Source organism: Alcanivorax sp. DP30 (assembly GCF_009882945.1).
GTDB lineage: Bacteria > Pseudomonadota > Gammaproteobacteria > Pseudomonadales > Alcanivoracaceae > Alcanivorax.
In genome coordinates this window covers 53,879-73,908 of sequence record NZ_WTUY01000004.1, presented here as the reverse complement: position 1 = coordinate 73,908, position 20,030 = coordinate 53,879, and the positions used below count along the sequence as shown (strand labels likewise).

Below are 20,030 nucleotides of genomic sequence, written 5' to 3'. Positions count from 1 at the left end.
CGGAAGTCAGACGACTGACGCCATTGGGTTCAGCGTCAGACGTCCGTCTTCAGACTTCAGGCGGTTTACAGAATGTAGCGGCTCAGGTCTTCGTCGTCCGCCAGCTCGCCGAGATAGCGGTCCACCGCTTCTGCATCCAGTACCAGGGGTTTATCGTGGTACTGGGTGGCCAGATCGTCGGCGTCGAAGCTGATCTCCTCGAGCAATTTTTCCAGCACCGTATGCAGGCGGCGGGCGCCGATGTTTTCGGTGCGTTCGTTGACCTGCCAGGCCACTTCCGCAATGCGACGGATACAGTCGTCGGTGATCTCCAGGCTCAGGCCTTCGGTTTCCAGCAGGGCCTTGTACTGCTCGGTCAGGGAGCAGCGTGGCTCGGTGAGGATGCGCTGGAAATCATCCGGGCTGAGCGGGCTCAGTTCTACACGGATCGGCAGGCGGCCCTGCAGTTCCGGGATCAGGTCGCTGGGTCGGGACAGGTGGAAAGCGCCGGAGGCGATAAACAGAATGTGGTCGGTTTTCACCATGCCGTACTTGGTGGACACGGTGGAGCCTTCGATCAGTGGCAGCAGATCGCGCTGCACGCCTTCACGGGATACATCGGTACCGCCGGACTCGCCACGCTTGGCCACCTTGTCGATTTCATCGATAAAGACGATGCCGTTGTTCTCCACCGCGTCGACGGCCTGCATTTTCAGCTCGTCCTCATTGACGTGGCGGGCTGCCTCTTCGTCGCGAATCAGCCGGTAGGCCTCGCGCACTTTCAGCTTTTGCGACTTGCGCTGCTGGCTGCCGCCCATGCGGGAAAACATCTGCTGCAGCTGGCTGGTCATTTCTTCCATGCCCGGGGGCGTCATGATCTCGATGCCCGCCGGGTTGGCGGCCACATCGATATCAATTTCCTTGTCGTCCAGCTCACCTTCTCGCAACTTCTTGCGAAATATCTGGCGGGTGGCGTTGTCGGTCTTGCTCTCTTCTTCGCCGCGGGCGCTGGGCAAAAGGGCGTCGAGGATACGTTCCTCAGCAGCATCGTCGGCCTGGCTGCCTACACGGGCAATGGCCTTCTCGCGGAGCATCTTGATGGCCATTTCCACCAGGTCGCGGATGATGGATTCCACATCGCGACCCACATAGCCCACCTCGGTGAACTTGGTGGCTTCCACTTTCAGAAAGGGCGCGTCGGCCAGTTTGGCCAGGCGACGGGCGATCTCGGTCTTGCCCACGCCGGTGGGGCCGATCATGAGAATGTTCTTCGGGGCCACTTCGGCACGCATTTCAGCGGGCAGCTGCATGCGCCGCCAGCGATTGCGCAGCGCCAGGGCGACGGATTTCTTGGCGGCGGACTGGCCGACAATGTGTTTGTTCAGTTCCTGAACAATTTCGCGCGGAGTCAGGTTGGGCATTGTATTACCAGCTCAGGTCTTCAATGGTTTGCTGTTGATTGGTGAACACGCAGATATCGCCGGCAATGGTCAGACTCTTTTCGACGATATCCCCGGCGCTCAATTCGGTGTTGTGCAGCAGGGCCGTGGCCGCGGCCTGGGCGAAGGGGCCACCGGAACCGATGGCGATCAGATCGTCTTCCGGTTCGATCACGTCGCCGTTACCAGTGATGATCAGTGAGGCTTCCTTGTCGGCCACAGCCAATAGTGCTTCCAGGCGACGCAGGGCGCGGTCGGTGCGCCAGTCCTTGGCCAGCTCGACGGCGGCACGGACCAGGTGCCCCTGGTGTTTTTCCAGCTGTGCTTCGAAGCGTTCAAACAGGGTAAAGGCATCAGCGGTGCCGCCAGCAAACCCGGCAATGACCTTGCCGTGATAAAGACGGCGAACCTTGCGGGCATTGCCTTTCATGACGGTGTTACCCAGTGACACCTGGCCGTCACCGCCAATCACAACGCTGTTGCCGCGGCGTACGGATACGATAGTGGTCACGTTAAACTCCTTCGGTAGTGAATCTGCAGATGTGGGGCTCGTGACCGGGGATTCAAGCGCTGAAAAGCAGTTAATAGTGAATAGTTAACACCGGCGCGGGTTGGTGTGGTTTGGTGCTGGGATGTTGTTGGCCGCGCATAGGGGCGGGAAGTGGCCGGATTTTGCGGTGGGGGCTCTCAATGCCCTGAAGGGCGCTGAGAGCTCCCACAGGGGCATCAGGCGTCGGGTATCCAGCGTTCGGCGTGTTATTTTTTCATCTTGATCGGCAGGGTCTCGATGCCGTTGCTGGCCAGTTGGTCCTGGGCGCGGTGCATGGCGTTGAGGTTGTTGTAGGGGCCGATCATGACCCGGTGCCAGCTGTCGCCGTTCTCAAGGTTGACTGACTGGATGGAGGCTTCGAAGCCCTTCAGTATCAGCTCGGCGCGGCGTCGGTCGGCGTCTTCGTTGCGACGGAAGCTGCCGGCCTGCAGCAAGTATTTTTCATCGCTGCTGCGGGTGCTGGTTTCCGTACTGGTCTGGCGGGTGCTTTCCTTGGGCTTGGTGGTGCTGGTCTGCCGGGTGCCGCTGTCGGTTTCATTTTGCGGCACGATCACTTCCATCTTCGGCAGCACCGCATAGAAATCGAACTGGGGCGAGTCCTCGCCGGCCTTGGGCTCGTCCTTCTTCGGTGTCGGCTTTTCGACCTTTGGCTGTGGTTTGCTGGCGGTCTGCTGGCCAGCCTGCTGCAGCTGGGTCTTTCCCAGATGGAACAGGAAGGCGCCAAACAGGCCTACCATCAGGCCGGTAAACAGCCATACCCAGCCGGGGACTTGCCGTTGGGTGTTTTTCTTTTTGGCGGGGCTGCGGCTTGCGCCCCGTCGGGTATTCTTCGCCATGATCCTTCCTGGGAGTGCGTCGGAGGTGGTCGGTTACATCCGTTCGAGTGGCGTCAGGCCAAGCAGTTCCATGCCCTGTTTCAGGGTGCGGGCAGTGAGCGCAGCCAGTTTCAGGCGGCTCTGCTTCAGGGCTTCGTCCTCGCTGTTGAGGATCGGGCAGTGCTCGTAGAAGCTGGAGAACAGACCGGCCAGCTCATAGAGGTACAGGCACAGCAGGTTGGGAAGCCCCTTGTCTGCCACACTTTGCAGGACTTCGCCGAATTGCACCAGGCGTGCTGCCAAGGCCTGCTCGGCCTCTTCCTTGAGCTGGAAGTCACCGCTGACCTGATGCATTTCCAGCCCAGCCTTACGGAAGATGCTGGCGACCCGGGTGTAGGCATAGAGCAGGTAGGGCGCGGTGTTGCCTTCGAAGCTGAGCATCTGGTCGAAATTGAAGATGTAGTCGCTGCTGCGGTTCTTGGACAGGTCGGCGTATTTCACCGCGCCAATGCCAACGGCGCGGGCGATGGTGCGAAGTTCTTCGTCGTCCAGCTCGGGGTTCTTGCCCTTCACCAGGGTGTAGGCGCGCTCTTCCGCTTCGTTGAGCAGGTCGATGAGTTTGACGGTGCCACCATCACGGGTCTTGAAGGGGCGGCCGTCGGGGCCGTTCATGGTGCCGAAGCCCATGTGTGACAGGTCGGTGCTTTCCGGCACGAAGCCGGCCAGCTTGGCCAGACTGAACATCTGCTGGAAGTGCAGGGCCTGCCGCTGGTCCACGAAATAGAGAATGCGGTCGGCGCCGAGGGTGCCGGCCCGATAGCGCAGGGCGGCCAGGTCCGAGGTGGCGTACAGATAGCCGCCGTCGGCTTTCTGCACAATCACTGGCAGCGGGTCACCGTCCTTGTTCTTGAACTCGTCCATGAACACGCATTGGGCGCCCTGGTCTTCGCTGAGCAAGCCTTTGCGGTCCAGATCTGCCACTACCGAGGAAAGGTCGCTGTTGTAGGCGCTCTCGCCGCGGACATCGTCTGCGGTCAGGCTGACGCCGAGGCGGTCATAAACAGCCTGGCAGTGACTCAGGGAGACGTTGTTGAACTCCCGCCACAGTGTCAGACACTCCTCGTCACCGGCCTGCAGTTTGACCACCAGGCCGCGGGCGCGTGTGGCGAATGCTTCAGACTCGTCGAAGCGTTGCTTGGCTGCCCGGTAAAAGCCTTCCAGGTCACTGAGTTCACGGCTCAGCTCCGCGTCGCTTTCCTCGCCTTTCTGCTCGCCGAGGTAGGCCAGCAGCATGCCGAACTGGGTGCCCCAGTCGCCCACGTGATTTTGGCGAACCACCTTGTGGCCGAGAAATTCCAGGGTGCGTACCACGGCATCGCCGATGATGGAGGAGCGCAGGTGCCCCACGTGCATTTCCTTGGCCAGATTGGGGGAGGAGTAATCCACCACCACAGTCTGGGGCTGCGCGGGACGGGCCACGGACAGGTGTTCGTCAGCGAGGGCTTGATCGAGCAGGCCGTTCAGCCAGTCGCTGGCCTGGAAGAAGTTGATAAAGCCAGGGCCAGCAATCTCGGTTTTGGCGATGGCGCTGTCTTCCGGCAGGGCGGCAATCAGCTTTTCTGCCAGATCGCGGGGCTTCATACCGGCGGGCTTGGCCAGCATCAGGGCGATATTGGTGGCGAAGTCACCGTGGCTCTTGTCCTTGGTGCGGTCGATCTGCACCGGACGTTTGGCATCGGCGGGCAGGGTGCCGTCAGCAATCAGGGTATCGAGGGCGGCTTCAATCAGGGAAATCAGGCGTTCTTTCATGGGGTCCGTCGGGGCCGTTTGACTGGCCGGCGATTGTACGGGAAAAGCCCGGTGGGCGCATGGGTAAGGCTGTTTTTTTACCTCAGAGGGCACAGAAGTCACTGAGTTGAAAACCTGCCAGCTGATCTGGGGCGGTACTCTGAATGGTAACGCTGAATGGTAACGAATACAGGCCAAGTCGACATGGCCGTGCAATGCTCTTCCTTGAGTTGTCGCATTGGTCGAGCGGCAGGCGCTGTTGTCGGCTTCCCGTTTCTTGGCGTCAGACGTCAGACCGGTTCACATTCCCGCCCCTATAAACGGAGCGTTGGTTTTCCTCTGTGCCCTCTGTGGTAAGAAGCGTCTTTAAAGCATATCGATCGGGTCCACATCCACGTGCCAGCGGCACTGGCGGGCCTGGGGCAGGCTGCGGGCGGTGGCCAGCAGGTGTTCCAGGGTTTGATGGAGCGGCGCGCGCTGGTGGCTTTGCAGTAATAGCTGTGCCCGGTATCGGCCTGCCCGTCGTTCCATGGGTGCGGGGACTGGGCCAAGGACGTTTACGCCTTCTGCCACCTGCTGGATAGCCAGTTCCTGGAGGAAGGACTGGGCCTTGCCGAGGGTCATGGCTTCGCAGCGGAACAGAGCCAGATGCCCGAAGGGGGGCAGGGCGGCCATACGGCGCTCTTCCAGCAGGGCACTGGCAAGGGCTGGGTAGTCGCCGCTGGCGGCCAGCTGCAGAAGCTGATGATCCGGGTGACGTGACTGCAGCAGTACCCGGCCCTTACCCTCCCGGCCGCTGCGGCCAGCCACCTGGAGCAAGAGTTGGGCGGCTTGTTCCGGGCCACGGAAGTCGGCACTGAGAAAGCCGGCGTCCATGTCCAGAATCACCACCAGCGCCAGTTTGGGGAAGTGGTGTCCCTTGGCGAGCATCTGGGTGCCTACCAACACGGCGGGTTCGCCCTTGCGAATGGTCGCCAGTTTGCTGTCCAGCTCGCCTTTACGGCGGGTGGCATCGCGATCCACCCGGATCACCGGGACGGGTAGCGATTGTTCCAGTAGTTCGGTGAGCTTCTCGGTGCCGCTGCCGGCTTCATGGATGGCGCTGGAGCCGCACTCAGGGCAATGGGTGGGTACGCGCTGCTGGCTGTCGCAGTGATGGCAGCGCAGGCTGTTCTCGCTGCGGTGCCAGGTGAGAAAGCTGTCGCAGCGCTTGCATTCTGCCTGCCAGCCACAGTCCCCGCAGAGGATCATTGGGGCGTAGCCGCGCCGGTTGATGAATACCAGCGCCTGATTGCCGTCGCTGACGCATTGTTTGATGGCTTGCAGCGAGGTGGGCAGCAGCGGCTGGTTGGGCGGCGTCAGGGTGGCGTCGAGGATTTCGATGTGAGGGCGCTGTTGCTCGGTGGCGCGGCGAGAGAGTTTCAGCCAGCTAAAACGTCCGTCACGAGCGAGTTGCAAGGTCTCCAGTGACGGGGTGGCACTGCCCAGCACTACCGGGATATCCAGACTCTGGGCGCGCCAGGTCGCCAGATCCCGGGCGTGATAGCGGAACCCGTCCTGTTGTTTCAGCGAGTTATCGTGGGCTTCGTCGACAATAATCAGCCCCGGGTCACTGAGCGGAGTGAAGATGGCGGAGCGGGTGCCGATGATGATGCGCGCCTTGCCGTCCCGGGCTGCCAGCCAGTTATCCAGTCGTTCGCGGTCGGTCAAGCCGGAATGCAGGGTGATCACGGGAACATTGAAGCGTTGCCGGAAGCGTTGCACGGTTTGTGGGGTCAGGCCGATTTCCGGCACCAGCACCAGCACCTGTTTGCCGGCGGCGAGCACCGGGGCCATGGCCTGCAGGTAAACCTCGGTCTTGCCACTACCGGTGACGCCGTCGAGCAGAAAGGGAATAAAGCCGCTGGCATCCTGAATGGCGTGGATGGCGGCGCGTTGCTCGGCGTTGGCGGGCAGGGGGGGCTCGGCGAGGACTTCCCGGGCTGTGTTCATGGGCGTTTCGAGCAGGATCTGCTCGGCCCACCCCTTGTTCCGCAAGCTGGCGAGCGCCTGTGGGCTGACTTCCAGAGCACCGAGCATGGCGCTGCTCAGTCCCTTGGGGTGTTCGCGCAGCACCTGCAAGGCTTCCAGCTGGCGTGGCGCGCGCTTTACCTGGTCGTCGAGGACATGCTGGCCTCGCTCGGTCAGCTTCCAGCGCTTTTCCTGGCTGGCCTGAGGGTCGTTTCCCTGGCGCAGCAGGCTGGGCAGGGCATCGTTGAGCACTTCGCCCAGCGGGTAGTGGTAATAGCGGGCGGCCCGTTCACACAAGGCATACAGCTCCGCGGGTATGATGGGGTCAGAATCGAGTATGGCTTTGACCGGTTTGAGCTTCGGGTAATCGCTGTGGCCGTGGCCATGAACAATGCCAATCAGGGTGCGCTGGCCGAAGGAAACCTGTACCCGGCAGCCCCTGGATGGCGGTTCGTCACCGGTATACAGATAGTCGAAGCAGCCTGGCAGGGGAACCGGCAAGGCGATTTGCAGAGTGGGTCGGGCTGACACAAGGTTTCCTGATATTGAGTGGTCCTGAGGGCCACGGTGCCGCGGCGCTTGCGGATTGGAGCCAAGCTGCTATGATTCGCCTTCTTTTTTTCAGACGCAAGCCGTGTGGTGCCTGTCGGAGAGGCAGGAAGCGACACATACCGGAGCAAGACCATGAAAGCAGAGATCCATCCCGAATACCAGGCAGCTACCTATACCTGTAGCTGTGGCAACGTGATCGAGAGCCGTTCCACCCGTGGTGGTGACATGTCTCTGGACGTATGTTCTGCCTGCCACCCTTTCTACACAGGCAAGCAGAAGCAGGCTGACAGCGGCGGCCAGATCGACAAGTTCAAGCAGCGTTTCGGCGTGATGCGCAGCAAGAAAGGCTAACGCCAGCTTCTCTTCGCGTTATCATGTCTTGTAAAAAGCACCCAGCCGGGTGCTTTTTGCTTTATTGACCTTGCGTACACAGTGTATATCCCTCACAGGGACCAGCGGAGACCACCATGTCCGAGGATTTGAAAACGGCGGCTTTGGAGTATCACGCCAAGCCGCGGCCCGGGAAAATCAGTGTTGAGGTAACCAAGCCTGCGGCGACCAGCCGTGATTTGAGCCTGGCCTACAGCCCGGGTGTGGCAGAGCCGGTGCGCGAGATCGCGCGTGAGCCGGAGCTGGCATACCGTTTCACCTCCAAGGGAAACCTGGTGGCGGTCATCAGCGACGGCACTGCGATCCTGGGGCTGGGTAATCTTGGGGCGCTGGCGTCCAAGCCGGTGATGGAAGGCAAGGGCATTCTGTTCAAGTTGTTTGCCGGTATCGACGTGTTTGATATCGAGGTGGACTCGGAAGACTCCCAGGCTTTCATCGATACCGTGGTGCGCATTCACCGAACCTTTGGTGGTATCAATCTGGAAGATATCCGGGCCCCGGAATGCTTCGAGATTGAGCGCATCCTCAAGGAACTTTGCGATGTGCCGGTCTTCCATGATGATCAGCACGGCACGGCGATTGTGGTTGGCGCCGGTCTGATCAATGCTCTGGAGATCCAGAAAAAGCGCATTGAAGACATCAAGGTGGTGTGTGTGGGCGCCGGCGCAGCCGGTGTTGCCTCCGTGCGACTTTTGATGGAGATGGGTGCGCGCAAGGAAAATATCCTGGTACTGGATCGCAAGGGCGTGATCCACAGCCGCCGCGATGACCTCAACCAGTACAAGGCTGCGCTGGCCAACGATACCGACAAGCGCACCCTGGATGATGCACTGGAAGGTGCAGATGTGTTTATCGGGGTGTCCGGCCCGGACATGCTGACACCGGAAATGGTCAAGAAGATGGCGGATAAGCCGATCATCTTCGCACTGGCCAACCCGGATCCGGAAATTCGCCCGGAAGTGGCCAAGGCGGCTCGCCCCGATGCCATCGTGGCTACGGGGCGTTCCGACTTCCCGAACCAGGTGAACAACGTACTGTGCTTCCCGTACATGTTCCGGGGCGCCCTGGATGTGCGCTCCACCTCTATCACCGAGGAAATGAAAATTGCCGCGGTGCATGCCATTGCCGAGCTGGTGCGTACCGCGCCGCCCCAGGAAGTGCTGGACGCCTACGGTGGTGAGCCGCTGACCTTTGGTCCGGAGTACATTATCCCCAAGCCCAATGATCCGCGTCTGCTGGGCAAGGTGTCGGCTGCGGTGGCTAAAGCGGCTGTGGACTGCGGTGTGGCCCGCAAGGGGTATCCGTCCCACTACCCGCTCAACTCCCTGGATGAAATTTTCCCGGAGTTGTAATCAGTAGCACCAGCCATAAAAAAACCGCCGTAAGGCGGTTTTTTTATGGCTTTACGCATGCAGCAGGCTTCGCGCCTTTCCGTGTTGCGTGCTGCATTAAGTGTCTCTCTAAAAGATCTGTTCCGGGGCGCTGTTGCCGCCGGCCAGCCCAAGAGGTGGCTCCAGGTCGGGGACTTGGTCTTCGATGAAGTACTCGGTGATGCTATCCGGGTTCTGGGGTCGGGCCAGCAGGCCGTTTTCCGGATTGATGCGCACCGTGGTGATGCCGCGGGGCTGCTCCATCTGCCGATCAGGAGTGTCTTGCAGGGCGGGGCCCATGTAGCTCATCCAGATAGGCAATGCCGCCTTGCCGCCGTACTCGCCCCAGCCCAGGGTGCTGGGGTTGTCAAAGCCAACCCAGACAGTGGCGACCAGCTCCGGGGAGTAACCGGAGAACCAGGCGTCCACCTGGTCATTGGTGGTGCCGGTCTTGCCGGCCAGGTCCCGGCGCCCCAGGGAGTTGGCAAGATGACCGGTGCCGCGCCGTACCACATCCTGAAGCATGGAGTTCATCAGCCAGGCGATACGTGCATCCAGTACTCTGGGGGCCATCACCGGGTCAGGCTGAATCACCGGGTGTTCTTTTTCGCCATCTGCGTCGCTGTTGAGGCTCTCGTCGCTATGCAGCACCTCGGCCAGGGAGGGGGGAGCGTCAACGGCTTCCAGTTCGACGTCACTGTCTGGCTGCTGACAATCTTGTTTCTCGCAGAGCACCACCTCAGGCGCCTGCCAGAGTACGTCGCCATTTTCCTTTTCAATCCGCAGGATGCCCCAGGGGGAAACCCGGTAGCCGCCGTTGGCAAAAATGCTGTAGGCGCTGGCGATTTCCATGGGCGTGACACTGGCGCTACCCAGGGCCAGTGACAGGTCCCGCTGAAAGGAATCAGTGGGCAGGCCAAAACGGTCCAGTGTGCCCATGGCCTGGCTGATGCCAATCTGGCGGAGAATGCGGATGGAGACCAGATTCAGGGAGCGGTACAGGGCCTCCCGCATCCGGGTCGGGCCGTAGAACTTGCCGCTGGCGCCAGTGGGACGCCAGGCGGTTTCCAGTTTCTCATCGTCAAACACCACAGGGGCATCGTTAATGATGGAGGCGGGGGTGAAGCCGTTTTCCAGTGCGGAGGTATAAACAAAGGGTTTGAACACGGAGCCAGCCTGGCGCTTGCTCTGTACTGCCCGGTTGAAGTTGGACACGGAGAAGCTGTAGCCGCCCTGCATGGCCTCGATGGCGCCGTTGTCCGGATCCAGGGAAACCAGCGCAGACTGGGCGCGGGGCAGCTGAGCCAGTCGCCAGCGGCGCGTTTCGTCGCTGCCTGAGGGGCGAACATGGATAACGTGGCCGGGCTTGAGTACCTGGCTGGTCTTGTTTGGCTCATCACCTACGTACTTGTCGTTGATGTAGGGGCGCGCCCAGCGGATGTCGTCCCAGGCCAATTGGGCACGTTTGCCGTCACGGAACAGCAGGTCGGCCTGCTTGTCGGTGATGGCGGTGACGATGGCGGGGTTCAGTGGGCCGATGCGCGGCTGGTCCTTGATCAGGGCCGCCCAGGCCGCGATATCCGGATCCAGGCCGGTGATGGTCTTGTTCAGTTCCGCCTCGTCGTCGTTGCTGGCAAGGGCTTCCTGTTCAGGCGTCGCTTCGCTGGAGGCGGCGGAAATGTCTGGGAGTGAGGGTAGCGCGCTGACGTCAATCTTTGTGAGCGGGCCCCGGTAGCCGTGACGCTCGTCATAGCTATGCAGGCCCTCGCGCAGAGCATTGACTGCGGCGGTCTGTCGGGCGCTGTCCAGAGTGGTGACGATGCGGATGCCGGCGGTATAAAGGTCGCCGTCCAGCAATTCCATGGCTTGCAGGCGAACCATCTCGGCAAAATAGGCGCCATCCACTTCGGGTTGTGCGGCGTGGAAACGGGCGGATACCGGTGCTTGCTGGGCGGCGAGCCGTTCTTCGTGGGTCAGGGCGCCGGTTTCTTCCATGCGCAGAAGAATCCAGTTGCGTCGCACCAGAGCGCGTTCCGGATTGGTGATCGGGTTATAGGCGGAGGGGGCCTTGGGCAGGCCGGCAATCATGGCCAGCTGGGCGACGCTGAGGTCACTGATGGATTTGCCGTAATACACTTGGGCAGCGGCTTCGGCGCCGTAGGCACGGTGGCCCAGATAGATCTTGTTGAGGTACAGCTCCAGAATTTCTTCCTTGCTGAGCACCCGTTCTATCTGGATGGCGAGCACAATTTCGTTGAATTTGCGCAGGAAGCGCTGCTCGCGGCCTAGGAAAAAGTTCCGAGCCACCTGCATAGTGATGGTGGAGCCGCCTGAGCGAATTTCGCGGTAGCGGGCCAGTTCCACGGCGGCACGGAGCAGGCCTTTGAGGTCGACGCCATTGTGAGTAAAGAAGCGTTCATCCTCGGCGGCCAGGATAGCCTGGACCAGGGGCTGGGGGAGCTGGTCGTAGGATACGGGTTGGCGTCGCTTCTCGCCGTATTCTGAAATAAGCTTCATATCCCGGCTATAAATGCGCAGGGGGATCTGGTATTCAACCTCGCGGATCTGGCTGGCAGGGGGCAGCTGTGGGGCAAGATAGAGGTAGCTTGCGGCAAGAATGAGCAGCCCGCCGCCCGCGCCGGCAGTGGCGAGGAGGAGGAGGAATCGGGTCCAGGTGGGTAAACGCATGTTTTCGGCAACTACTGGCTGGGATCGGTAGAAAGGCCTAGCCGGCCCGTGAAGTGGATCATTATATGGTGGAAAGGTTGTTGTGATCTAATATCTGTTCTGCTATTACTTACACCTAAAGTAATTCGACATAAAAAACCTGTAAGTGTATCTTTAGCAAGAAAAAACACTTCAATAATAACCAGACGGGACGACGACAGTGCTGCCTTTCCTCAGAAAAAAGGCCCAGACACTACTGGGGATCGACATCAGTTCTACCGCAGTGAAGCTGCTGGAACTGTCCAAATCCGGTAGCCGTTACAAGGTTGAGAGCTATGGGGTAGAGCCCCTGCCGGCCAATGCGGTTGTCGAGAAAAATATTGCGGATGTCGAAGGTGTGGGGGATGCCATCGCCCGCCTGGTCAGCCGTACACGCCCAGGTGTCAAAACCTGTGCTGTTGCTGTATCCGGCTCCGCGGTAATCACCAAATTGATCGAGCAGGATGCTTCCCTCAGCGAAGATGATCTGGAGGCGCAGCTCAAGGCCGAGGCGGATCAGTATATTCCCTACCCCATGGATGAAGTCCGTATGGACTTTCAGGTCGTCGGACCTGTTGAGGGGAATGAAGAGCGCGTAGAGGTACTGGTTGCCGCATCCCGCACCGAAAATGTGGAAATGCGCACCGATGCCGTTGAAATTGGTGGCCTGCAAGCCAAGGTAGTGGATGTGGAGGCCTATTCCATGGAGCGGGCCTTTCAACTGGTGTTGCCGGGGCTGCCGAATTCGGATGAGCTCGAGACTGTGGCTGTTTTTGATGTTGGCGCGACCATGACTACGCTCAATGTCTTTCACCAGGGGCGGAGTGTGTATACCCGTGAGCAGTTGTTTGGGGGCAAGCAGCTGACTGAGGAAATTCAGCGTCGTTACGGCATTTCCATGGAAGAGGCAGGGCTAGCCAAGAAGACCGGCGAACTGCCCGATGACTATGAGAGTGAAGTGCTGCAGCCCTTCAAGGATGCGGTGGTTCAGCAAGTGAATCGTTCCCTGCAGTTCTTTTACGGTTCTACCCAGTTCAACGAAGTGGATTACATCCTGTTGGCGGGAGGGTCTGCCTCCATCGCAGGTCTGGATGATTTGGTCCAGGAAAAGGTGGGGGCCAGTTGTTCTGTGGCCAATCCGTTCAGTGACATGGCGTTGGCCAATAAAGTCAGTGCCTCTGCCATTGCCAATGACGCGCCGGCCTTGATGATCGCCTGCGGGTTGGCGCTGAGGAGCTTTGAGCAATGACAACAACAATTAACCTGTTGCCGTGGCGTGAAGAGCGTCGCGCACAGCAGCAGCAGGAATTCATCGTAATGCTGGTGGTGGCAGCTCTCATTGGGGGGCTGTTGTTTTGGGTGTGGCAGGGCAGTGTGGATCAGCAAACCGCGGACCAGCGCGCCCGCAACAGCCATATTCAGGCCAAGACGGCAGAGCTTGACGAGAAGATCAAGGAAATCAAGGAGCTCAGGGAGCGCCGCGCTGAACTGGTTGCTCGCATGGAGGTGATTCAGAGTCTGCAGGGTAATCGCCCCTCCATTGTTTATGTCTTTGACCAGCTGGTGAAGACCCTCCCTGATGGCGTGTATTACAACCAGATCAAACGTCAGGGAAATCTGTTCACCATCAATGGGCTGGCGGAGAGCAACAACCGGATCTCCAGGCTGATGCGTAATCTCGACCAGTCCGACTGGTTTGAAGGAGCAAACCTCCTGAATGTGAGCGCCGGTGCTGACGGTTCGGAAGTGAACAGCTTCACATTAACGGTCAAGCAGGCTTCCAGTACCAACAAAGAGGAAAACAAATAATGAATGCCTCTGAGTTGAAGAATATGGATTTGCGGGAGCTGGTTGATCAAATCAACTCCCTGGACTTTGAGAATGTGGGTGGCTGGCCTGCGCCGGTCAAGGCTGTTGCCGCTGTGCTGGTCTTGTTGCTTGTGCTTGGGCTGGGTTACTTCCTTGCAATCAGTGACATGAATGTGGAGCTGGAACGCCAGCGGGCTGAAGAAGAGACGCTTTTGACGGCGTTCGAGAAAAAGGCCTTTGAGGCACACAATCTGGATCAGTACCGCAAACAGTTGGCCGAAATGGAGCAGACCTTCGGGGCGTTGTTGAAGCAGTTGCCGAAAGATACAGAGGTGCCCGGGCTTCTGGAGGATATCACTCATACGGGTTTGGGGAGTGGTCTGGAATTCGAAGAAATCGCGCTGAAGAATGAGGCAGAGAAAGAGTTCTATGTGGAACTCCCCATTCAGATCAAGGCCATTGGTGACTATCATAGCTTTGGATCGTTTGTGTCTGGTGTGGCAGCGCTTCCTCGTATTGTCACTCTGCACGATTACACGGTATCTCGCCCTGAAGGGAGCAAAAACAACCTCGCGGCATTGGGGTTGTTGTATCTGGATATCACAGCTAAAACCTATCGCTATTCCAGCAAGGATGACGCGAAGTCCGGAAAATCGGGCAAGGGTAAGAAAAGGTAAGGGGGCATGATGAAAAAAATAATGCTATTTCCCGTTGTGCTTCTGACTTTTCTCTCTATGGGGGGGTGTAGTTCGGGGGCGAATCTCGGTGAGCTGGATGCGCGGCTGGAAGAAATCAAGGCCCGTCCTCGCGGGCGTATCGAGCCGCCGCCGGAGTTCAAGCCTGTGGCCTCCTATGCTTATTCTGCGCATCAGTTGCGTTCGCCGTTTAGTCCGCCTGTGGATCAAAAGCTGATTGCCGTGCCGGATGGGCGCAAGGTGGAGCCTGATCTGGGGCGGCCGAAGGAATATCTGGAACGATTCTCACTGGATGCGTTGAAAATGGTGGGCACCATCGCGCGTCCGGGTGAGCCGTTGCAGGCGCTGATTGCCGATCCTTCCGGGGCGGTGACGCGGGTGCGGCCAGGTAGTCATATGGGGAAAAATTTCGGGCGGGTCAGGGATGTGTCCGAAGCAAAAGTCAGTCTTGTCGAGGTCGTTCCGGATGGTCGTGACGGCTGGGTAGAGCGTGCCAGTAACGTTTCAATCACCGAATAACAGTCGCTGGGGATCCAGTTATGAAAACTACAAAGATGAAGAAAAATATAAGCGCTTCCCGGCGTCTGGTGGGGGTGGCCCTGGTTGGCATGCTGGGGGGCCTCAGCACCATTGCCGATGCTTCGACCCTGAAGTCGATTGAGGCGAATTCATTGTCCGGGGACTCCATGGAGGTGCGCCTCAAGTTCGAAGGCGGAGTGCCAGAGTCCAAAGGCTATAGCATTGAGCAGCCCGCCAGGATCGCTCTGGATCTGCTGGGTGCTGACACCGATGTTGCCGGCAAACGACAGAATCTAGGCACCGGTAATGCCCGCAGTGTCACCATTGTTGAAGCGAAAGATCGAACCCGATTGATCTTCAATCTGGATTCTCTTACTGCTTACACCACCAGTGTTGACGGTGATTCGCTGGTTGTCATGCTGGGCGGAGAGAAAACCACGGCGACAGAGACATCTGTGGCATCTGGCGAGTCGGCGGTGAACGGAGTGGATTTTCGACGTGGCGATGAAGGCGAGGGCCGGGTCATTGTCAATCTTTCCAAGGCGTCTATTCCTGTGGATGTCCAGGAAGAGGGGGGGCGTATCGTTGCCAGGTTTGTAGGCGCTGGTGTGCCTGACGAACTGATTCGCAAGCTTGATGTCACTGACTTCGCGACCCCGGTAAAAATGGTCGATGTCAAGGTCGCAGATGGCAGCACGATCATCGAAATTGAGCCCACCGGAGTGTGGGAATATCTGGCCTACCAAGCCGATAACCAGTTCAGTATTAATGTGAAGCCGGTTACGCGAGCAGAAGTAGAGCGCAAAAAGAAGGATGCTTTTGAGTACACCGGTGAGAAGCTATCCCTTAATTTTCAGGATATCGAGGTTCGCTCTGTCTTGCAGTTGATCGCTGATTTCACCGGCTTGAATCTGGTGGCGTCGGATACGGTTGATGGTCGCATTACTCTGCGTCTTCAGAATGTACCCTGGGATCAGGCGCTGGAGCTGATTCTCAAGACCAAAGGGCTGGACAAGCGCCAGGTCGGCAATGTCTTGCTGGTGGCGCCGGCAGATGAGATCGCGGCACGTGAACAGCTGGAGCTCGAAAGCCAGAAAAAAATCGAAGCGCTGGCTCCTCTTCGTACCCAGTACATCAATATCAACTATGCCAATGCCGGTGAGCTCAAAAACCTGATCAGTAATGCTGGCGGGAAAGGAGATGCACTGGTTTCCGAGCGTGGTTCTGTCGTGGTCGATCAGCGCACCAATACACTGATCGTTCAGGATACTGCGGCCAAGCTGCAGGACATTCGCGAGTTGATTGAGCAGCTGGATGTTCCGGTGCAGCAGGTGCTGATTGAGGCGCGTGTTGTTGTGGCCACCAACGATATTTCCGACGAATTTGGTGTGCGTTGGGGTGGGCTGGGCTTTGATGGCGAAAGCATGCTGCAGGACAAGCGCACCTATGGCTTTTCGGGGCGTTTGCAGTCTATCCGCAACCTGCACCAGACCAACGTTGATGCGACCATTGCGGGTGGTAACACGCCGCTGGACCCTGATGACGTGGATTTCGGCCCCGATGACTTCGAATTTGAGGAAATCGAGAATGGCGATGACCTGATTGTGGATCTGGGTGTGGACTCAGCCGATGCTTCCCGCTTTGCGGTGGGCTTCACATCGCTGGCTTCCGGCCTGATCGAGCTGGAACTGTCTGCCCTGGAAGCGGAAGGCCATGGTGAGCTGGTGGCAACGCCCAAGGTACTGACCGCAGACCAGCAGCCTGCCGTGATTGCGTCGGGCCAGCAGGTGCCTTTCGAGACAGCGACCAATGCGGGTGCGACAGCGATCGACTTTGTCGAGGCCGAATTGCGGCTGGAAGTGACTCCGCATATTACTCCCGATGGCAATATCATCATGGCATTGAAGGTGAATAATGACTCTTTCAGCTCTGATGGCTCTGCAGCCATTGATACCAACCGGGTGGAAACCTCGGTGCTGGTAAATGATGGCGAAACCGTAGTGCTTGGTGGTATCTTCCAGCAGGAAAAGATCAACGCGGTTACCAAGACTCCCTTTCTGGGTGATTTGCCGTGGATCGGAAACCTGTTCAAGAAGACCGTCAAGCGTGATAGCAAGCAGGAATTGCTGATCTTCATTACGCCACGCTTGATGAAGGATGCGTTGGCGACTCGGTGATAGAAACAAGTAACCCTTCCTTGATACTGGTCGGACCCATGGGTGCAGGTAAAAGCACCCTGGGCCGACACCTTTCCCAGATTCTGGATTACCCTTTCTACGACTCTGACCGGGTCATCGAAGAAAAGACCGGTGCTGATATTCCCTGGATTTTTGATATGGAAGGGGAGACCGGCTTTCGTCGTCGCGAGCATGAGGTTATCGAAGAGCTGACGGCGCTTGATGGTATTGTGCTGGCAACCGGTGGCGGTGTGGTGGTGACGCCGGAGAATCGGACGCTGCTGCATGATCGCGGCTGTGTCGTTTACCTGTGGACCCCGGTAGAGGTGCAACTGTCCCGTACCCGCAATGACCGCAATCGTCCGCTGCTGCAGACGGCGGATCCTCAGGCCCGTCTTGAAGCCCTGTTCGCAGAGCGAGATCCGCTTTATCGCGAAGTGGCCCATCATGTGGTGTCCACGGCATCGGGTAATCTCAAAAAAGTGGCGGATGACGTGTTGGCTTGTTTGGCCTCCCATCGGCAAGGATAATACCCGCAAGCCAGCAGGCGGCTCTCGCCTGGCTGGGTCGATAATTCAAATTGCGGAGAGATGATGCGCACACTTCAGGTGGCTCTTGCCGAGCGCAGTTACCCCATTCACATCGGTGAAGGGTTGCTCGACAGCTTTCCGCTGGCGGAGCAGGTCAGTGGCAATCAGGTGATGATTGTCACCAATGAAACCGTAGGCCCTCTCTATCTCGATAAACTGACCCGCCAGTTTGACGGTATTCAGTGTGACACCCTGATTCTCCCTGACGGAGAGAAGTACAAGACCCTTGAAACCCTGGAAACCATCTTCGATGCGCTAATGAGCAAGCGTCACTCGCGCACCACGACCCTTATTGCGCTGGGCGGTGGGGTGATCGGGGATATGGTGGGTTTTGCGGCCGCCTGCTATCAGCGTGGGGTGGATTTTATTCAGGTGCCCACGACACTGCTGGCCCAGGTGGACTCCTCGGTTGGAGGAAAGACCGCGGTCAATCATCCCTGTGGCAAAAATATGATTGGCGCCTTCTATCAGCCTCGGCTCGTGCTGATTGATACCCGGGTGCTTGATACGTTACCTGCCCGTGAACTGGCAGCAGGTTATGCCGAAGTGGTCAAGTATGGGCTGATTCGTGATCCTGACTTTTACCACTGGCTGGAAACCAACAACGACAAGTTGTTGTCCAGAGAGGCAAGCCTGCTTGCAGAAGCCATCTATCGAAGCTGTGAAAACAAGGCGCAGGTAGTAGTGGATGACGAGACCGAACAGGGTAATCGCGCGTTGCTCAATCTGGGTCATACCTTTGGTCATGCCATGGAAACAGCAACGGGCTACACCCGCTGGCTACATGGTGAGGCTGTGGCCATGGGAATGATCATGGCAGTGCGAATGTCCTGCGAGCTTGGCTGGCTCGACCCGGATCTGGAGTCGGCTTTGACGGCACTGCTGGCCCGCTGGGAGTTGCCGGTGTCAGTGCCCGAAGGCATGACACCGGATCAGTTTCTCGATTTGATGTCCATGGATAAGAAGGTGCACAACGGGCAGCTTCGCCTGGTGTTGCTCAAAGCGCTGGGGCAGGCTGTGGTCACGGCAGATTATGACAAGGGTGCGCTGGATCGGACCCTGGAGGCGTTTTGTGGAGTTTGATGACGATCGTTTTTTCAGTGGTGCCTCCCGCGGCGATTATCTGGATGCGCTAACGGCCCATGCCGGACTGGGGTCTGTGGTGGTGCTGGATGGCGAGGCGGGTAGTGGAGTTTCTACCTTGCTGGGTCAGGCTGTCATGGCGCTGCTTGATGATCTGGAAGTGGTGCGCATTGATGGCAGTGATGAGCATGACGGTAATGTTGTCGTGGATGCCCTGCTGCGCCATTTTGATATTGACCGTGCAGCATTACCGGAAACCCTGCGGCGCACCCTGGTGGATGGGCGCATCGTGGTAGTGGTGGATAACAGTGAGCAGCTGTCTGCCGAGGCGCTGTCTACCATGGCCTCACTGAAGCAAAAGCTGGCGGGTCGTCTGGGGTATTTCTTTGGCGGTTTGCCTGGCGTGGTGGAACAGGTCAGAGCGGCTGGATTGGGAATTGATGATGTACTTACGTTGCCGGTGCTGGCGGCGGAAGATGTGCAGGATCTCGCCTGGTTTGTGTTGGGGCTCGAGCTGGACGATGCCGAGTCGGAGGCGCAGTGCCAGCAGGCGGCGGGCAATCTGGGGGCGCTGCTCGAGGCGCTTTCCACTAGGTCCGCTCCGGGGTCAGGAGTGCTTGCCGGTGATGACGATATGCGCTTTGCCGCTCATGATGCCGGCGATGAGTTTGATGAATCTGCAGTCGATGAGGATGCAGATGAAGATGAGTATGACGCAGAAGATGAGGCTGTGCGGGCGGTGAAAGCGCCGCCGCCCTGGCGCCATATTGCTGCGGTGGCAGGCTTGCTGGTTGTGGTAGTGCTGTTGTGGGTTGCCTTGTCTTCAGGCCCTGAACAGGAGGACGCCACCCGAGCCATTGCGCTGCCTGTGCCGGCAGCTTCCGAGGTTGAGGAAGAAGTGCCTGAGGGCGATGGTGAGGTCCAGCCGCTTGCACCGACCATGAAGCCTGTGGCCCGATTGGAAGACCTGCAAAATCCGGCGCCGGAAGCCCGCGATGAAGGAGACGTTATCCTTGAGCCGGTGGCTGATCCGGTCATGCAGTCTGATCCGCCGCCAAAAGATACCGTCATGACCCTGCCGGAAGAGCCAGAGGTTCCTGTTCAGCAAGAGCCTGCGGTAACCGAGCCGGAAGAGCAGGCTGCCCGGGAGCCTGCGCCGCTTGTGGATGCGCAAGGCTATCGCCATGCGGGCTGGTTGGCCACGGTGGATGACGATCGCTGGTTCCTGCAAATCACCGCCACCGGCCAGCAGGAGGGCGCCAGAAGGGTGCTGGATCAGGTGGCCCGAAAAGGGGCCTACTACGAGGCTCAGCGCAATGGTAAAGTGGTCTGGTTGGTACTTTCCGGGGATTATTCCAGCCGTCAGGCTGCTCTGGATGCCAAGTCTTCTCTTCCTGCAAAGTTGCAGCAGGCCGGGCCTTTTCCCCGCAAGATGGGCGACATTCGCAGCGAACTTTAGGATGTTCGCTGCCGCCCAGGCAGGCCAGAATAAGGGTTGGGCGCGTGTTCAATTTGTCGCCCAACCCTGCAATGTGTAGAATGCATATCCCTTTTTTGC

The 20,030-nt window shown here is 58.8% G+C and carries 16 protein-coding genes; 10 read left to right on the top strand and 6 right to left on the bottom strand.

Annotation, left to right across the window (positions count from 1 at the left end; all coding sequences use genetic code 11):
* Positions 1–65: 65 nt before the first annotated feature.
* The 5 genes from hslU to GQF00_RS06685 all read right to left on the bottom strand — a co-directional run bounded on the left by hslU (position 66) and on the right by GQF00_RS06685 (position 7,112).
* On the bottom strand, positions 66–1,400 hold the full coding sequence (gene hslU, locus GQF00_RS06705; RefSeq protein WP_161318402.1) for an ATP-dependent protease ATPase subunit HslU: 1,335 nt from the start codon (positions 1,398–1,400) through the stop codon (positions 66–68).
* 4 nt (positions 1,401–1,404) lie between these two features.
* Positions 1,405–1,929 carry an ATP-dependent protease subunit HslV gene (gene hslV, locus GQF00_RS06700; protein WP_161318401.1) on the bottom strand — a complete coding sequence of 175 codons (525 nt, stop codon included), beginning with the start codon at positions 1,927–1,929 and terminating at the stop codon, positions 1,405–1,407.
* 245 nt (positions 1,930–2,174) lie between these two features.
* Complete coding sequence (locus GQF00_RS06695) at positions 2,175–2,804, bottom strand: SPOR domain-containing protein (protein ID WP_161318400.1); 630 nt, start codon at positions 2,802–2,804, stop codon at positions 2,175–2,177.
* A 33-nt stretch (positions 2,805–2,837) separates the two neighbouring features.
* The gene (gene argS, locus GQF00_RS06690; RefSeq protein ID WP_161318399.1) at positions 2,838–4,592 is read right to left on the bottom strand and encodes an arginine--tRNA ligase; all 1,755 of its coding nucleotides are present in this window, start codon (positions 4,590–4,592) and stop codon (positions 2,838–2,840) included.
* A gap of 345 nt (positions 4,593–4,937) precedes the next feature.
* Complete coding sequence (locus GQF00_RS06685) at positions 4,938–7,112, bottom strand: primosomal protein N' (protein WP_161318398.1); 2,175 nt, start codon at positions 7,110–7,112, stop codon at positions 4,938–4,940.
* Positions 7,113–7,265: 153 nt separating this feature from the next.
* Here GQF00_RS06685 and rpmE point away from each other — a divergent pair, with 153 nt between their 5' ends.
* Both rpmE and GQF00_RS06675 read left to right on the top strand, forming a co-directional pair.
* Positions 7,266–7,484: a 50S ribosomal protein L31 gene (gene rpmE / locus GQF00_RS06680; RefSeq protein WP_161318397.1), complete on the top strand. Its 219-nt coding sequence runs from the start codon at positions 7,266–7,268 to the stop codon at positions 7,482–7,484.
* A gap of 116 nt (positions 7,485–7,600) precedes the next feature.
* Positions 7,601–8,875, top strand: a complete 1,275-nt coding sequence (locus GQF00_RS06675) for a malic enzyme-like NAD(P)-binding protein (RefSeq protein WP_161318396.1) — start codon at positions 7,601–7,603, stop codon at positions 8,873–8,875.
* 108 nt (positions 8,876–8,983) lie between these two features.
* Here the strand turns inward: GQF00_RS06675 and GQF00_RS06670 are convergent, their stop codons facing one another.
* On the bottom strand, positions 8,984–11,581 hold the full coding sequence (locus GQF00_RS06670) for a penicillin-binding protein 1A (protein ID WP_161318395.1): 2,598 nt from the start codon (positions 11,579–11,581) through the stop codon (positions 8,984–8,986).
* A gap of 199 nt (positions 11,582–11,780) precedes the next feature.
* Here GQF00_RS06670 and GQF00_RS06665 point away from each other — a divergent pair, with 199 nt between their 5' ends.
* From GQF00_RS06665 to GQF00_RS06630, 8 genes are all read left to right on the top strand, one after another.
* Positions 11,781–12,848, top strand: coding sequence for a pilus assembly protein PilM (locus GQF00_RS06665; RefSeq protein ID WP_161318394.1), 1,068 nt, complete (start codon positions 11,781–11,783; stop codon positions 12,846–12,848).
* On the top strand, positions 12,845–13,408 hold the full coding sequence (locus tag GQF00_RS06660; protein WP_161318393.1) for a PilN domain-containing protein: 564 nt from the start codon (positions 12,845–12,847) through the stop codon (positions 13,406–13,408). The genes GQF00_RS06665 and GQF00_RS06660 overlap by 4 nt, the downstream gene beginning before the upstream one ends.
* Positions 13,408–14,085 carry a type 4a pilus biogenesis protein PilO gene (locus GQF00_RS06655; protein WP_161318392.1) on the top strand — a complete coding sequence of 226 codons (678 nt, stop codon included), beginning with the start codon at positions 13,408–13,410 and terminating at the stop codon, positions 14,083–14,085. Before GQF00_RS06660 ends, GQF00_RS06655 begins: the two co-directional genes overlap by 1 nt.
* Before the next feature lie 21 nt (positions 14,086–14,106).
* Positions 14,107–14,622: a pilus assembly protein PilP gene (locus tag GQF00_RS06650; protein WP_237440429.1), complete on the top strand. Its 516-nt coding sequence runs from the start codon at positions 14,107–14,109 to the stop codon at positions 14,620–14,622.
* 20 nt (positions 14,623–14,642) lie between these two features.
* The gene (gene pilQ, locus GQF00_RS06645) at positions 14,643–16,799 is read left to right on the top strand and encodes a type IV pilus secretin PilQ family protein (protein WP_202560416.1); all 2,157 of its coding nucleotides are present in this window, start codon (positions 14,643–14,645) and stop codon (positions 16,797–16,799) included.
* On the top strand, positions 16,796–17,329 hold the full coding sequence (gene aroK, locus GQF00_RS06640; protein ID WP_161318391.1) for a shikimate kinase AroK: 534 nt from the start codon (positions 16,796–16,798) through the stop codon (positions 17,327–17,329). Before pilQ ends, aroK begins: the two co-directional genes overlap by 4 nt.
* 63 nt (positions 17,330–17,392) lie before the next feature.
* Positions 17,393–18,472, top strand: coding sequence for a 3-dehydroquinate synthase (aroB, locus tag GQF00_RS06635; protein WP_161318390.1), 1,080 nt, complete (start codon positions 17,393–17,395; stop codon positions 18,470–18,472).
* Positions 18,462–19,931: an SPOR domain-containing protein gene (locus tag GQF00_RS06630; RefSeq protein ID WP_161318389.1), complete on the top strand. Its 1,470-nt coding sequence runs from the start codon at positions 18,462–18,464 to the stop codon at positions 19,929–19,931. Before aroB ends, GQF00_RS06630 begins: the two co-directional genes overlap by 11 nt.
* Positions 19,932–20,030: the final 99 nt, after the last annotated feature.